The 14,112-nt window shown below is 74.2% G+C and carries 12 protein-coding genes and 1 riboswitch; of the genes, 4 read left to right on the forward strand and 8 right to left on the reverse strand.

What is annotated here, in order from left to right:
* Positions 1–192 precede the first annotated feature (192 nt).
* The 4 genes from Q3W68_RS00920 to Q3W68_RS00935 all read right to left on the reverse strand — a co-directional run bounded on the left by Q3W68_RS00920 (position 193) and on the right by Q3W68_RS00935 (position 3,956).
* Complete coding sequence (locus Q3W68_RS00920) at positions 193–738, reverse strand: CinA family protein (RefSeq protein WP_302903652.1); 546 nt, start codon at positions 736–738, stop codon at positions 193–195.
* A 113-nt stretch (positions 739–851) separates the two neighbouring features.
* Positions 852–1,433, reverse strand: coding sequence for a CDP-diacylglycerol--glycerol-3-phosphate 3-phosphatidyltransferase (gene pgsA / locus Q3W68_RS00925; RefSeq protein WP_302903653.1), 582 nt, complete (start codon positions 1,431–1,433; stop codon positions 852–854).
* A gap of 47 nt (positions 1,434–1,480) precedes the next feature.
* Positions 1,481–2,983, reverse strand: a complete 1,503-nt coding sequence (gene rimO / locus Q3W68_RS00930) for a 30S ribosomal protein S12 methylthiotransferase RimO (protein ID WP_302903654.1) — start codon at positions 2,981–2,983, stop codon at positions 1,481–1,483.
* 49 nt (positions 2,984–3,032) lie between these two features.
* Positions 3,033–3,956 carry an ornithine cyclodeaminase family protein gene (locus Q3W68_RS00935; RefSeq protein ID WP_302903655.1) on the reverse strand — a complete coding sequence of 308 codons (924 nt, stop codon included), beginning with the start codon at positions 3,954–3,956 and terminating at the stop codon, positions 3,033–3,035.
* 96 nt (positions 3,957–4,052) lie between these two features.
* Positions 4,053–4,117, forward strand: a riboswitch (guanidine-III (ykkC-III) riboswitch).
* A gap of 59 nt (positions 4,118–4,176) precedes the next feature.
* On the opposite strand from Q3W68_RS00935, the gene Q3W68_RS00940 reads away from it, so the two are divergent.
* Both Q3W68_RS00940 and Q3W68_RS00945 read left to right on the forward strand, forming a co-directional pair.
* Positions 4,177–4,491: a multidrug efflux SMR transporter gene (locus Q3W68_RS00940; RefSeq protein ID WP_302903656.1), complete on the forward strand. Its 315-nt coding sequence runs from the start codon at positions 4,177–4,179 to the stop codon at positions 4,489–4,491.
* A gap of 85 nt (positions 4,492–4,576) precedes the next feature.
* Positions 4,577–4,819 carry a hypothetical protein gene (locus Q3W68_RS00945; protein ID WP_302903657.1) on the forward strand — a complete coding sequence of 81 codons (243 nt, stop codon included), beginning with the start codon at positions 4,577–4,579 and terminating at the stop codon, positions 4,817–4,819.
* Positions 4,820–4,884: 65 nt separating this feature from the next.
* Here Q3W68_RS00945 and Q3W68_RS00950 read toward each other — a convergent pair whose 3' ends face one another.
* On the reverse strand, positions 4,885–7,341 hold the full coding sequence (locus Q3W68_RS00950) for a DNA translocase FtsK (RefSeq protein ID WP_302903658.1): 2,457 nt from the start codon (positions 7,339–7,341) through the stop codon (positions 4,885–4,887).
* Positions 7,342–7,454: 113 nt separating this feature from the next.
* Here Q3W68_RS00950 and Q3W68_RS00955 point away from each other — a divergent pair, with 113 nt between their 5' ends.
* Both Q3W68_RS00955 and Q3W68_RS00960 read left to right on the forward strand, forming a co-directional pair.
* Positions 7,455–7,934, forward strand: a complete 480-nt coding sequence (locus tag Q3W68_RS00955; RefSeq protein ID WP_302903659.1) for a YbjN domain-containing protein — start codon at positions 7,455–7,457, stop codon at positions 7,932–7,934.
* Complete coding sequence (locus tag Q3W68_RS00960) at positions 7,931–9,577, forward strand: YbjN domain-containing protein (RefSeq protein WP_302903660.1); 1,647 nt, start codon at positions 7,931–7,933, stop codon at positions 9,575–9,577. Before Q3W68_RS00955 ends, Q3W68_RS00960 begins: the two co-directional genes overlap by 4 nt.
* A gap of 89 nt (positions 9,578–9,666) precedes the next feature.
* Here the strand turns inward: Q3W68_RS00960 and Q3W68_RS00965 are convergent, their stop codons facing one another.
* The 3 genes from Q3W68_RS00965 to dapA form a co-directional block, all read right to left on the reverse strand.
* Positions 9,667–11,217 (reverse strand): S1 family peptidase, encoded by a 1,551-nt coding sequence (locus Q3W68_RS00965; protein ID WP_302903661.1) that lies wholly within the window; start codon positions 11,215–11,217, stop codon positions 9,667–9,669.
* Positions 11,218–11,393: 176 nt separating this feature from the next.
* Positions 11,394–13,082 carry a ribonuclease J gene (locus tag Q3W68_RS00970; RefSeq protein WP_302903662.1) on the reverse strand — a complete coding sequence of 563 codons (1,689 nt, stop codon included), beginning with the start codon at positions 13,080–13,082 and terminating at the stop codon, positions 11,394–11,396.
* A 51-nt stretch (positions 13,083–13,133) separates the two neighbouring features.
* A complete protein-coding gene (gene dapA, locus Q3W68_RS00975) occupies positions 13,134–14,060 on the reverse strand; it encodes a 4-hydroxy-tetrahydrodipicolinate synthase (protein WP_302903663.1) in 927 nt (308 codons plus the stop codon).
* Positions 14,061–14,112: the final 52 nt, after the last annotated feature.

A 14,112-nucleotide genomic window follows, 5' to 3' on the forward strand; every position in this document is an offset into this window, starting at 1 on the left:
CGGGACCACCATCCCCGGCCGTTCGCGTCGGGCCGGACGCGGCGGACCGCTCCGGCGCCGACGGCGACCGCCGGAGCCTTCCCGCAACCGTACCCGTTGGTCGCCACGACGACATCCCTCCCCGCCTCCCCAATCCGGGCGGATCGGCCGGTCCGGCGGTCCCGTCGCCGCTCGTGTCGGCGCCGCGCCGGCTCACCGGCTACCGGCCCCGGCCGCCTCGGCGGCGTCGGCGCCCTCGGGGAGCTGGATGCGGTCGGCGAGCAGGCGCAGCGCCTCGATCACCGCGGCCGAGCGGATGTGGTCGCGACCGCCGTCGAGGTCGAGCCGGCGCACCTGCGTGCCGTCCGGGCCGGCGACCGCCACGTAGACCAGGCCGACCGGCTTGTCGTCCTGCGGCTCCGGCCCGGCCACACCGGTGGTGGCCAGGCCCCAGTCGGCGCCGCACCGCTGCCGTCCGCCCTCGGCCAGCGCGGCCGCCACGTCCGGGTCGACCGGGCCGCGGTCGGCCAGCAGGTCCTCCGGTACGCCGGCGAGCGTCGCCTTGAGTTCGGTGGCGTAGACCACCATGCCGCCCCGGTAGATCGAGCTGACCCCGGCGATCTCCACGATCGCGGCGGCGAGCAGGCCGCCGGTCAGCGACTCGACGGTGGCCAGCGTCTCGCCGCACTCGTGCAGCCGGTGCACCACGGCGGCCGCCGGGCTGCCGGCGGGCCGGTGGTCTCTCGCGTCGGTGTCCATGCCCGCCCCCTTTTCCCGCCCCACGCCGGCTTACTCGTCCGCCGCCCGGATCAACGGACCCGCGGCCCGGATCAACGGACCCGTAGCCCGGATCGACGAACCCGCCGACCGGCTCAACGGGCCGGGCGGCGCAGCCGCAACGCCTGGGCGATGTAGTCGAACCCGGTGACCACGGTGACCAGCACGGCCGCCCCCATGATCCACGGCCCGACGGCGGCGAACGCCTCCGGCATCGGCCAGAGGTACCAGGTGATGGCCAGGACCTGCAGCGCCGTCTTGACCTTGCCGCCCCGGCTGGCCGCGATCACCCCGTGCCGGATCACCCAGAAGCGCAGCACTGTGATGCCCAGCTCGCGGGCCAGGATGACCACAGTCACCCACCAGGGCAGCCGGTCGTAGACGGAGAGCAGCACCAGGGCGGCGCCGGTGAGCGCCTTGTCGGCGATCGGGTCGGCGACCTTGCCCAGCGAGGTGACCAGTTCGTACCGGCGGGCGATCCAGCCGTCGACCAGGTCGGTCGCGGAGGCCACCACGAAGATCACGCAGGCGGCCGTACGCCAGCCCGCGTGGCTCATGCCGGAGGCGATCACGGTGGCCACGAAGACCGGCACCAGCACCAGGCGCGCGCCGGTGAGCAGGTTCGCCGCGTTGAGCAGCGGTACGGGGGCAGCCGCCGTCGACTCCGCTCCCGTCATGTCCCGCATCGCCCCACGTGGCTTCCCCGCTCCATCAGGGCCCGCCGTCACCGTACCGCGCCGGGCGCCGCCGAGATCATCTCATCCGGTACGGCGACCAGGTCCACGCCCTCGGTCGCCGTCACAGTGGCCCGGACCAGGTCACCGGGGCGTAGCGCGGCCAGATCCACGCCGCCGCCGACGGGCGCGACGAGCGTGGTCGAGCCGTCGACCTCGGGCGCCTGGTGGGCGGCCCGCCCCTCCACCACGCCGTCGGCGGTCGAGTCCACGAGCACCTCCACAGTCGCGCCGAGGCGCTCCTCGGCGCGCTGCGAGCAGAGTTCGTCGGCCAGCGCGCTGAGCTTGTCGTACCGCCGCTTGATCGTGGCGGCGGAGACCTTGCCGGTCAGGCCGGCGGCCTCGGTGCCGTCCTCGTCGCTGTAGTCGAACATGCCGATCGCGTCCAGCCGCGCCTCGGTGAGGAACCGGACCAGCTCGGCGACGTCCTGCTTCGTCTCGCCGGGGAAGCCGACGATGAAGTTGCTGCGCGCGCCCGCGTCCGGCGCCAGCTCCCGGGCCGACGCCAGCAGCTCCAGGAACCGGTCGGTGGAGCCGAAACGCCGCATCCGGCGCAGCACCGGCTCGCTGGAGTGCTGGAACGACAGGTCGAAGTACGCGGCCACGCCCGGCGTGGTGGCGATCACCTCGACCAGGCCGGGCCGGGTCTCGGCGGGCTGGAGGTAGCTGGCGCGTACCCGCACGATTCCGTCGATCGCGGCGAGCTGCGGCAGCAGCTTCTCCAGCGCGCGGGGGTCGCCCAGGTCCTTGCCGTACGAGGTGGAGTTCTCGCTGACCAGCACCAGCTCCCGGACGCCGGTCTTGGCCAGCCACTCGGCCTCGGCGAGCAGCTCGTCCGGGGTACGCGAGACGAACGCGCCGCGGAACGCCGGGATGGCGCAGAACGCGCACCGCCGGTCGCAGCCGCTGGCGAGCTTCAGCGAGGCCACCGGGCCGGTGTCGAGCCGGTGCCGCAGCACCTGTCGCAGGTGGGCCGGGGTGTGCTCGTCGGTCTCCGGGGCGACCCGGGCCGGGATGCCGTGCCCCGGTAGCGACACCGCCGCGTCGCGGCGCTTCACCGGGGTCAGCGGCAGCAGCTCCCGCCGGTCACGGGGGGTGTGCGCGCCGATCGCCTCGCCGGCCAGCACCGAGTCGAGGCGGGAGGCGATGTCCGGGTAGTCGTCGAAGCTCAGCACCGCCTGCGCCTCGGGAAGACTGTCGGCCAGCTCACGGCCGTACCGCTCGGCCATGCACCCGGCGGCGACGACCTTGGCGCCGGTGTCGGCGGCGGCCAGCAGCGTCTGGATCGAGTCCTGCTTGGCCTTCTCGACGAACCCGCAGGTGTTCACCACCACCACGTCGGCACCCTCGCCGTCGGTGGTGACCTGCCATCCGTCGGCGTGCAGCCGGGCGGCCAGCTCCTCCGAGTCGACCTCGTTACGGGCGCAGCCGAGGGTCAGCAGGGCGACGCGGCGCCCGTCGGATCGCGGGGTGGAGGAGGAGGCAGACACCATCCGAGGGTACCGGGCCGGTTCCGGACCGCCGCGCACCCGTCCGGCCGGTTCAGCGCGCGGGAACGGACACCCGGGCCAGCCGGTCGAGGAGGAACACCTCCGTGCCGGCCAGGCCGGTGGAGCAGAAGACCGAGATCTGGTCCGCGGTGGTCCGGCCGGGAACCGCGCCGGCCAGCACCGCGCCCAGGTCGCGCAGCCGCCCGGCGTACGGCTCGACGGCGGCGAGCATCGGCGGGACATACGCGGTGGCCTGCCCGGGCGAGTCGGTGACCAGCAGGTCGGCGGCGTCGAGCAGGTCGGTGCCGAACTCGTGCCGGTCGACCTGCTTGAAGCCGACCGTGTTGACGTGGGTGCCGGGGGCCAGGTCGGCGGCGTCGAGCACCGGGACGGTGCTGGTGGTGGCGAGCACCACGACGTCCCGGTCGCGTACCGCGGCGGCGGCCGAGCCGACGGCGCGGGCCGCCACGCCCAACTCGGCGCGGACGCGTGTGGCGAACGCCTCCCGCCGGGCCGCCGAGCGGCTGTACACGGTCACCTCGCGCAGCGGCCGGACCGCCGCGGCGGCCCAGACCTGGGTCCACGCCTGCCGGCCGGACCCCACCACGCCGAGGGTGGCGGCGTCCGCGCGGGCCAGGGCGTCCACCGCCACGCCACCGAGTCCTCCGGTACGCCGGGAGCCGAGTTCCTCGCCGACGGCGATGGCGCGTACCGCGCCGGTGGTCGCGTCGTGCAGCACGACGAGCTGACCGCTCTCCGGGTGGCCGAACGTGTCGTACGAGCGGAAGCCGTACCACTGCCCGGTGAGGTGCCCGGCGGTGAGCACCATCCGGCCCCCGTCCAGCGGCGCTGACGCCCGGGGCGGGGCGATGAGCCGCCCGGCGTACGCGGCCAGCAGCGCGTCCCGCATGGCCGCGACGGTGAGCGGGGCGTCCACGGCGGCCGCGACGTCGTCGTCGGAGAAGAGCAGGGTCATGTCATCCATCCTGCAACTTGAAGTTGACGTCAACTCCACCCATGGTGGCCTTTCTCACCACGCCGCCGGCCCGGCCCGCCCGGTGCTACCGTCGGCCACGACGGCCCGTGGCCGTCCCGGACGAGTGGTGGGCGTACCCGGTCAGGCCAAGACGCCCCGCGTGACCCGACCGTCGCCCGGCCCGCTCCCGCGCCGGGCCCGCCCGTCAGAGGTGATACCCATGGCCTGGATCGTGCTGGTGATCTCCGGACTCCTGGAGACCGCGTGGGCGATCGCGCTGGACCGCAGCGCCGGCTTCACCCGTCCACTCCCCTCCCTCGTCTTCGCCGTCACGCTCGTCGGCAGCATGGCCGGCCTGGCGTACGCGCTGCGCGACATCCCGGTCGGCACCGGCTACGCGGTGTGGGTCGGTATCGGCGCTGTGGGTACCGCGCTGGTCGGGATGCTCGCGCTCGGCGAACCGGTCAACCTGCCGCGGGTGGCCTGCCTGCTGCTGGTGGTGGCCGGCGTGATCGGGCTGAAGCTGTTCGCCTGAAGAGCAGGGATCCGGTTTGGACGATGCGTCGTCCGGGGTACCCGGTCTCCCGTTGACCGACAGAGCGATCATCACGGAGGACCCCATGGCCGACATCCACGCCAGCGCCCGTCCGCGCAGCAACGCCGCCCGGATCTGCACGATCATCGCGTTCGTCTTCGCGGCCCTCGCGATCTTCCTGTCCCCGCTGATCTTCGGCGTCCTCGGCCTGATCCTCGGCATCGTCGGCGCCGTCCTCGGCGACAAGCCGCTGGGCTGGTACGCCGCCGCCGCGAGCGTGGTCGGCGCGGTGATCGGTGCCGTGCTCGTCGCCGCGCTGATCAACTGACCCGGAACCGCCGACGGCGGCCACCCACCTGATGGTGGGGGCCGCCGTCGTCAGTTGCGGGGCCGTCAGTCCTCGCCGCCGCGCAGGCCGGCCAGGACCTCCTCCAACTCGTCCGGCTTGACCAGCACGTCGCGGGCCTTGGAGCCCTCGGACGGGCCGACCACGCCCCGGGTCTCCATCAGGTCCATCAGCCGGCCCGCCTTGGCGAAGCCGACCCGCAGCTTGCGCTGGAGCATCGAGGTCGACCCGAACTGCGAGGTGACCACCAGCTCGACCGCCTGCACGAGCAGGTCCAGGTCGTCACCGATGTCCTCGTCGATCTTCTTCTTGCTGTCCTGCGCCGGGGCGAGCACGTCCGGGCGGAACTCCGGCTCGCGCTGGTCCTTGCAGAACTTGACCACGTCGGAGATCTCGCGCTCGGTGACCCAGGCGCCCTGGATGCGCTGCGGCTTCGACGCGCCCATCGGCAGGAACAGGCCGTCGCCGCGGCCGAGCAGCTTCTCCGCGCCGGGCTGGTCCAGAATGACCCGGGAGTCGGCGAGCGAGGAGGTGGCGAACGCGAGCCGGGACGGCACGTTCGCCTTGATCAGGCCGGTGACCACGTCGACCGAGGGCCGCTGGGTGGCGAGGACCAGGTGGATGCCGGCGGCGCGGGCGAGCTGGGTGATCCGGACGATGGAGTCCTCCACGTCGCGCGGCGCGACCATCATCAGGTCGGCCAGCTCGTCCACGATCACCAGCAGGTACGGGTACGGCCGCATCTCCCGCTCACTGCCCGGCGGCGCCTTGATCTCGCCGTTGCGCACCTTGCGGTTGAAGTCGTCGATGTGCCGGACCCCGTTGGCGGCGAGGTCGTCGTAGCGCATGTCCATCTCGCGGACGACCCACTCCAGCGAGTCGGCCGCCTTCTTCGGGTTGGTCACGATCGGCGTGACCAGGTGCGGGATGCCCTCGTAGCCGGTCATCTCGACCCGCTTCGGGTCGATCAGCAGCAGCCGCACCTCGTCCGGCGTGGCCCGGGTCAGGATGGAGACCAGCAGTGAGTTGAGGCAGGACGACTTGCCCGCGCCGGTGGCGCCCGCGATCAGGATGTGCGGCATCTTCGCGAGGTTGGCCACCACGTAGCCGCCCTCGATGTCCTTGCCGAGCGCCACCACCATCGGGTGGTGGTCGCTCGTCGCCTCGCGGGAGCGCAGCACGTCGCCGAGCGACACGTTCTCCGGGTCGGTGTTCGGGATCTCCACACCGACCGCGCTCTTGCCCGGGATCGGGCTGAGGATGCGGACGTCCGGCGACTTCACCGCGTACGCGATGTTGCGGGAGAGCTGGGTGATCCGCTCGACCTTGACGCCCGGGCCCAGCTCCACCTCGTACCGGGTGACTGTCGGGCCGCGGGTGAAGCCGGTGACGGCGGCGTCCACGTCGAACTGCTCGAAGACGCCGGTGAGCGCGGCGATCACCTCGTCGTTGGCCTTGCTCCGGCTCTTCGGCTTGGCGCCGCTGCCGAGCAGGTTCGCCGGCGGCAGCGTGTAGTCGCCGGCCAGCCCGGTGAGCGCGAGTTGCTCGGCGCGGGTGGGCAGCGGCGAGTGCTCCGGCGGCTCGACCGGCTTGCGGTTCGCCGGCACCTTCGGCGGCTTGCGCGGCAGCACCAGGGTTTCCTGGAGGTCGACGCCGGCCAGCTCGTCGTCCGGGTCCAGCGGCTCCAGCGGCGGTGGCATCCGCTTCGCCGGGCGCCTGCGGGCCGGTTTCGCCGGGGCCTCGTCCTCGGCGAACTCCTCGTCGACGTCCGGCCCGGCCGGGTCGGCGCGCAGGCCGAGCCGCTCCGGGATCTTGTTGATCGGCGTCGCGGTGACCACCAGCAGGCCGAACACCAGCAGCAGGAGCAGCAGCGGCATGGCCACCCACGCGGTCACCGCCGACTTCAGCAGGTCGCCCACGCCCGCGCCGATCAGGCCGCCGGCGAAGTCACGCTGGACCTCGTCGACCGGGTTCTGCCCGATGTGCAGCATCGCGGCGGTGGCCAGCATCATCGAGCCCCAGCCGACCAGGCCGCGACCGCGGTGCTCCGGGTCGGCCGGGCTCCGCATCAGCCGCCACGCGCCGACCATGAACAGCACCGGAAGGATTATCGAGATGGCGCCGATGAACAGGCGCACGGTGTCGGCCAGGTGCCGGCCCACCGGCCCGGCGCCGCCGCCCCAGATGCCCACCGCGCTGAGGATGGCCAGGCCGAACAGGAGCAGCCCGCCGCCGTCGCGGCGGTGCTCCGGATCCAGTTCCCGGGTGGACGCGGCCTGCCGCCCGGCCGCCCGGAACGCCCAGCCCACCGAGTGGGCCAGTCCCATCCAGACGGCACCAACGGCCCGGCCGACGAACGCGGCCGGGCTCGGCCCGGGGGCCGGGCGCCGCCGCGCCGGTTTCCGCGCCGCCGCCTTCTTCGCCGGTTGCCGGGCGCGGTTGTTCGTGGTGCCACGCGGCGACGCGCCGCGCCGCCGGCTCGCCTGAGAGGTACGGCCCGCCATAGAGTCACGGTAACGGCGGCACCCGGTGGATCGCCGCTTTTCCGGGTCGTGTCCGCGCGTCGCAGCACGGGTCGGACCGTCGTTTGTGTTATTCGCCTCAGAAGGGATGCCCGATGGCGTCGCCGGAGATCGAGGACGGTCCGGACGGCCCGCTGGCCGGACACCCGCAGGAACTGCGCCCGCTGACCGGCGAGCTGATCGCCGCCGTGCTCGGCCACCGGGGGTACGCGGTGGCCGAGGAACCCGACGGCGCGCTGGTGGGCCGCTGGGAACGGAACCTGATCTGGTTCCATCGCCGGGGCGCGGCCGGTGAGCTGCTCCAGGTACGCACAGTCGTCGCGCACCACTTCGGCATCGAGCGCGTGCCCGAGCTGCACGCCTTCTGCAACACGTGGAACCACGACCGGCTCTGGCCGAAGGCGTACGTGCACGTCGCCGACGACGGCTCGGCCCAGGTGTGCGGCGAGGTCACCACCGACCTGGAACGCGGGGTGACTCCGCACCAGCTCGACCGGCTCGTCGACTGTGGGGTGACCACCGGGTGCCAGCTCGCCGCCGCCGTCGACGAGCTGGCCGGCGGGACGCTCCCGTGACCACAGCACGCGACAGGGGGCTGGCCGCCGCGCTGGCCGACGCCCGGGACCGGCCCGACGGCGCGGAGCGCTGCGCCGAGCTGGAGCGGATCGCGTCCCGGGCGGACGCCACCGGCGATCCGCGTACCGCCCTGTCGGCACGGTTCGCGCTGGTCGAGGCGTACCTGCACCGGGGTGAGCGGTGGCGCGCGGTGGAACCGGTCCGGCGGATGCGGGGCACGCTGGCCCGGCACCCCGGCCTGCTGGACGCCCGCCCCGACGAGCTGACCCGGTTGCGCCGGCACCAGCGGCAGGCGGTGGAGGCGTCGTTCGGCACGCCACGGGTGGGTCTGGACCAGGCCCGGTCCCTGTTGGACGCGCTCGCCGCGGAGCTGGGCGAGGACGCCGCGCCGGTGGCGGAGCTGCGCTGCCGCCTCGCCGACCACCTCGGCGACGAGCCGGCCGCCCGGCGCGCGTACGAGCGCTGGTCGGCCGCGGACGCGACGGACCCGGTGGCCGGCTGCCCGGGGTGCGCCCCGGCACGGCGGGCCGACCTGCTGGCCGGCTGGGGCGAGCCGGAAGCGGCCCTGGCGGCGCTGGCGCCGGCGCTGACCGGCTGGGTCGAGCCGCAGGCGGCACCGACCCGGCGCGGCGAGCGGCAGGCGGCCGAGGCCGGGGCGACCGCCTGCACCGACCAGCCCGAGCGGGCGCTCGCGGTGGGGCTGCTGCCGTGGCTGCGTACCGGCGCGGTGACGCGGGCGGCCCGGGCGCACGTACGCGCGTACCGCCGGCACCGCGGCGAGCGGACCGCGTTCCCGCTGCTCGCCGCGCACCTGCGCTTCTGCGCGCTGGGCGGCTACCTGCATCGCGGGCTGGAGATCCTGACCGAGCAACTGCCCGAGCTGGACCGCCCGGCCGACGACCTCTCCGCGATGGAGTTCGCCGCGGCGGGCGCGCTGCTGTGCGGCCTGGCCACCGAGGCCGGGCTGGGCGGGCGGCGCATCCACCGCCCCGGGCACGGTTCCCGGCCCGCCGCCGAGGTGGACGTGGCGACGCTCGGTACGCAGTTGCAGGCGCTGGCGACGGCGCTCGCCGGCAGCTTCGACGCCCGCAACGGCACCGGGCACCAGTCCGGCCGGATCGCCTCCTGGCTGGCCGAACGGCCGCTCGCCGCGCCGGTGTCGCTCGCTGCCGAGACCGAGTTCGACGCGGAGCCGGAAGCCGATCCGGCCGAACCCCTGCTGCCCGGGCCGGAGGAACCGGCACCGCTGGACAGGGCGCTGCTCGCCGCCGCGCTCGACGCCCGGGGCGAGCCGTACACGCGTGAGCCGGACGGCACACTCGCCGGGCGGTGGGGCGAGGCCACGATCCAGTTCCGCCTGCTCGGGCGCCGGGGCGACGTGCTGCACGCCCGGGTGGTGGCGCAGCGGCGGCTGCCGGCCGGCCGGCGCGCCGAGGCGTACGCGTTCTGCAACGCCTGGAACCACGACCGGCTGCTGCCCGCCGCCTATGTGCACGAACCCGGCGACGGGACGCTGGTGCTGGCCGCGGGCGTGTCCACCGACCTGTCCTGCGGGGTGGCCCCGGCGCAGCTCGCGGTGCTGGTGGCCGCCGCGGTCCGCACCGGTGCCGCGTACGCCGAAGCGGTCGCCGCGCTGCCCTGAGCGCCGCACCGACCTGCCGTGGCGCGGACATGGCGCGGCCCCCGGCCACCGGGCGGTGGTGGTCGGGGGCCGCGGTCCGGGTGCGGCGGTCAGCGGGCGGAGAACGCCAGCGTGTACTCGCCGGAGCCGGACAACCCGACGACGCGGTACCGGTAGGCGCCCGCCGGGGTCTCGGCGGTCAGCCGGGCCGTGCCGTCGGCGCTGGCCGCGCGGGCCACGGTGCGGAACGCGCCGCCGGTGAAGCGTTGCAGCTCCAGCACCACCCAGGCGCCGTCCGGCGCGGACAGGCACGCCTCCTGGGTGCCGTCGGGCACCCGGAAGAAGCGCCCGTCCGGCTGGACCTGGGTCCGTCCGGCGGCGATCCGGCCGGTCCGGCTGACCTGCCCGGAGCAGTCGGTGTCGTCTGCGGGCGGGGTGGGCTCGGCGGTCACCGGCGGCGTGGTCTCGCCGCCGCCGGCCGGAGGCTGCGTGGGCGCGGGCTGGTCGCCGGCGGTCACCAGCGTCAGGTTGTTGCGCTGGAGGATCTCGTTGACGGGCTGGAAGAACGTGGTGCCGCCCCGGGTGCAGTCGCCGGAGCCGCCCGAGGTGACGCCCTGCGCCTGGTCGCCGGAGAGCCACGCGCCACCGGAGTCACCCGGCTCGGCGCAGACGTTCGTGCGGGTCAGCCCGGTGACAGTGCCCTGCGGGTAGTTGACTGTGGCGTTCTTCGCCTGGATCAGGCCGCAGCGGGTGCCGGTGGTGGAGCCGGACCGGCAGATCGACGCGCCGACCGGCGCCTCGGTGGAGCCGTTCACCGCCACCGTGCCGCCGTCGGCGAAGTCGGTCACCACGCCCTGCGGCGTCCAGTCCGCGTTGACCCGCACGAACGCCCAGTCGTCGCCGGGGAACGAGGAGGCCGCGAACGTGCCCTGGGCGACCCGGTTGGCGCCGGTGGTGCGGTCCCCCGGCCGGCCGCAGTGCCCGGCTGTGACGAACCCGCCGACCACGGAGAAGCCGACCGAGCAGCGGCCGGCGTTGTTGATCAGGTACGCGTCGCCGCCCCGCACGTCGAACAGCGGACGCGGGGCCTCGTCGGCGGTCCGCACCCGGACCATCGCGGACTTCGACCCCGCGGCGGCGGCGAACCGGCGGCCGTCGGCCTCCGCGCCCGGCCGGGCGATCACGACCACCGCGTTGTCCGCCACGTCGACGTACCAGCCGGCGACGTCCGGACTGGCGTCGGCACCCGCCGCGTCCAGCCGGTTCTTCACCGCGTCCAGCTCGGCGACGCCCCGGGCGACCCGCTTCGGGACCGCGCCCGCCGCCCGTACCCGCGCCTCGCCGGCCGCGTCGGCCACCGCCACGGTGAGCGTGGCGCCGTCCGCGCTGAGCCAGCTGCCGCCGTAACCGGCGCCGAGTTCGCCGCGCAGCCGGGTGACGGTGCCCGCCGCCCACCGCTCGGTCCGCAGCCGCTTCACCGCCTGGTCGCGGGTCAGCGCGAGGTCGCGGCCCATCGCCTCCAGGACCTCCGGGGCGACGCCGTCGGCCGCCGGTGCGGCCCGCCGGGGTTCCTCACCGGCGAACGACGGTACGGTCACCGCCGCCGTCAACCCGGCCGCCGCCACCAGTACGCCGATGGCTGTCATCCGTCTGCGGTCCATCCGCCACGCTCCTCCCGACCGGCGCAGGGGCACGCCGGCCGTCGGGAGGTACGGAGACGGACGCCGATCGGATGAGTACTGTCACCACGTTTTGACGCGCCGTGTCGGGGCGTACCCGGAAAGCGACGGCGCCGGCCCACCCCTGAGGGTGGACCGGCGCGCGGCGGCGGTCGGGGTCAGACCTCGACGACTGTCGGGACGATCATGGGCCGGCGACGGTACGCGTCGTTGACCCAGCGGCCGACCGTGCGGCGGACGATCTGCTGGAGCTGGTGCGGGTCGGTGATGCCGTCCGCGGCGGCCCGGTTCAGCGCCTCGGTGACCAGCGGGACCACCGGGTTGAACGCCTCCGGGTCCTCGGAGAAGCCCTTCGCCGAGACGGTCGGCCCGGCGACCACCTTGCCGGTGACCGAGTCGACGACGACTGTCGCGGCGATGAAACCGCCGTCGCCGAGGATCCGGCGCTCGGTCAGCAGCGACTCGCTGACGTCGCCGACGGCGAGACCGTCGACGTAGACGTACCGGCTCTTGACCCGCCCGACCAGGCTGGCGCGACCCTCGACCAGGTCGACCACGTCGCCGTCCTCGCAGATCACGACCCGGTCCGGCGCGACGCCGGACTCGATGCCGAGCCGGGCGTGCGCCCGCAGGTGCCGCCACTCGCCGTGCACCGGCATCAGGTTGCTCGGGCGTACGACGTTGAGCAGGTAGAGCAGCTCGCCGGCCGGGGCGTGGCCGGAGACGTGCACCTTCGCCACGTCCTTGTGCACCACCACGGCGCCGGCCCGGGCCAGCCGGTTGATCACCCGGTAGACCGAGGTCTCGTTGCCCGGTACCAGCGAGGACGCCAGCACCACCGTGTCGCCCGGCGCGATGGTGATGTGCCGGTGGTCGCCGCTGGCCATCCGGCCCAGCGCGCTCATCGGCTCGCCCTGCGAACCGGTGGACATCAGCACGATCTGCTCGGGCGGCAGGTTGGTGGCCTCCTCGATCCCGACCACCAGGCCGGGCGGGATGTTGAGCAGGCCCAGGTCGCGGGCGATGCCCATGTTGCGGACCATGGACCGGCCGATCAGCGCCACCTTGCGGCCGTGCTCGACGGCCGAGTCGAAGACCTGCTGCACCCGGTGTACGTGCGAGGCGAACGAGGCGACGATGATCCGCCCCTTTGCCTTCGCGAAGATCGAGTCGAGGACCGGGCCGATCTCCTTCTCCGGCGTGACGAAGCCGGGGATCTCCGCGTTCGTCGAGTCGGACAGCAGCAGGTCGACGCCCTCGGCGCCGAGCCGGGCGAACCCGGCCAGGTCGGTGATCCGACCGTCGAGCGGAAGCTGATCCATCTTGAAGTCGCCGGTGTGCAGCACCAGGCCGGCCGGGGTACGGATGGCCACCGCCAGCGCGTCCGGGATCGAGTGGTTCACCGCGAAGAACTCGCACTCGAACGGGCCCAGCCGTTCCCGGCCGCCCTCCCGCACGGTCAGCGTGTACGGCTGGATCCGCCGCTCGGCCAGTTTCGCCTCGACGAGCGCGAGCGTGAACTGGGAACCGACGAGCGGAATGTCCGGCTTGTGCGCGAGCAGGTACGGCACCGCGCCGATGTGGTCCTCGTGGCCGTGCGTGAGCACGATCGCCTGCACGTCGGCCAGCCGGTCCAGGATCGGGGCGAAGTCGGGCAGGATCAGGTCCACGCCCGGCTGCTCGACGTCGGGGAACAGCACCCCGCAGTCGACGATGAGCAGCTTGCCGTCGTACTCGAAGACGGTCATGTTCCGGCCGATGGCGCCGAGTCCGCCGAGCGGGATGATCCGCAGGCCGCCCTCGGGCAGCGGCGGGGGCAGCTCACCCTCGATGTGCGCCTCGGTCACGCGTCACCTCATTCTGCGACGCCGTCGCGCGGCGTCCGTCGTGTCGTTGATTCATTCGGGCAGGGGCAGGCCCGCCGCGGCGCAGTCGGCGCGCAGCTGGGCCAGTTCGTCACCGGTGGCGTCGACGAGCGGCGGCCGCACCGGACCGGCCGGGCGGCCCTGCGCCCCCAGGCCGGCCTTGACCAGGATCGTGCCCTGGGTGCGGAAGATGCCGGTGTAGAGCGGCAGCAACTGCCGGTGCAGGGCGAGCGCCCGGGCGTTGTCGCCCGCCTCGAACGCCTCGATCATCTGCTTGGTCAGCGCGCCGGTGAAGTGGGTGGAGGTGCCGACCACGCCGACCGCGCCGACCGACAGCATCGGCAGGGTGAGCGCGTCCTCGCCGCTGTAGTAGGCCAGGTCGGTGCGGCTGAGCACCTCAGCGGTGGCGAACAGGTCGCCCTTGGCGTCCTTCACCGCGACGATCCGGCCGTGCTCGGCCAGCTTCACCAGCGTCTCGGTGGCGATCGCCACGCCCGCGCGGTGCGGGATGTCGTAGAGCATGACCGGCAGGCCGGTGGCGTCCGCGACGGTGGTGAAGTGACGCAGCAGCCCGGCCTGCGGCGGCTTGTTGTAGTACGGCGTGACCACCAGGAGGCCGTGCGCGCCGGCCTTCTCGGCCTGCGCCGCCAGCTCGACCGTGTGCCGGGTGTCGTTGGTGCCCACACCGGCGACGATCCGGGCCCGGTCGCCGACCGCCTCGACCACGGCACGGATCAGCGACTCCTTCTCCGCCTCCGTGGTGGTCGGGGACTCGCCGGTGGTGCCGTTGAGCACCAGCGCGTCGTTGCCCTGCTGGTCGACGAGATATTCGGCGAGCCGGGCGGCGCCGTCGAGGTCCAGGCCGCCGTCCGGCGTGAACGGGGTCACCATGGCCGTCATCACTCGCCCGAACGGGCGCGACGCGCCCCGGCTCGGGGCGGCGGAGTGGTCGTGCGTCATGCTCACAACCTAGCGGACGGCCGCCGGTGGCCCGGCGGCGAAGGGCGACGAG

Origin of the sequence: Micromonospora sp. C28ISP2-4 (genome assembly GCF_030519385.1) — a bacterium.
GTDB lineage: Bacteria > Actinomycetota > Actinomycetes > Mycobacteriales > Micromonosporaceae > Micromonospora > Micromonospora tulbaghiae.

Excerpts from the sequence above, each read along its gene's own strand:
- Q3W68_RS00920 (WP_302903652.1), bottom strand. The coding sequence starts at position 738 with ATGGACACCGACGCGAGAGACCACCGGCCCGCCGGCAGCCCGGCGGCC.
- pgsA (WP_302903653.1), bottom strand. The coding sequence starts at position 1,433 with ATGACGGGAGCGGAGTCGACGGCGGCTGCCCCCGTACCGCTGCTCAAC.
- rimO (WP_302903654.1), bottom strand. The coding sequence starts at position 2,983 with ATGGTGTCTGCCTCCTCCTCCACCCCGCGATCCGACGGGCGCCGCGTC.
- Q3W68_RS00935 (WP_302903655.1), bottom strand. The coding sequence starts at position 3,956 with ATGACCCTGCTCTTCTCCGACGACGACGTCGCGGCCGCCGTGGACGCC.
- Q3W68_RS00940 (WP_302903656.1), top strand. The coding sequence starts at position 4,177 with ATGGCCTGGATCGTGCTGGTGATCTCCGGACTCCTGGAGACCGCGTGG.
- Q3W68_RS00945 (WP_302903657.1), top strand. The coding sequence starts at position 4,577 with ATGGCCGACATCCACGCCAGCGCCCGTCCGCGCAGCAACGCCGCCCGG.
- Q3W68_RS00950 (WP_302903658.1), bottom strand. The coding sequence starts at position 7,341 with ATGGCGGGCCGTACCTCTCAGGCGAGCCGGCGGCGCGGCGCGTCGCCG.
- Q3W68_RS00955 (WP_302903659.1), top strand. The coding sequence starts at position 7,455 with ATGGCGTCGCCGGAGATCGAGGACGGTCCGGACGGCCCGCTGGCCGGA.
- Q3W68_RS00965 (WP_302903661.1), bottom strand. The coding sequence starts at position 11,217 with ATGGACCGCAGACGGATGACAGCCATCGGCGTACTGGTGGCGGCGGCC.
- dapA (WP_302903663.1), bottom strand. The coding sequence starts at position 14,060 with ATGACGCACGACCACTCCGCCGCCCCGAGCCGGGGCGCGTCGCGCCCG.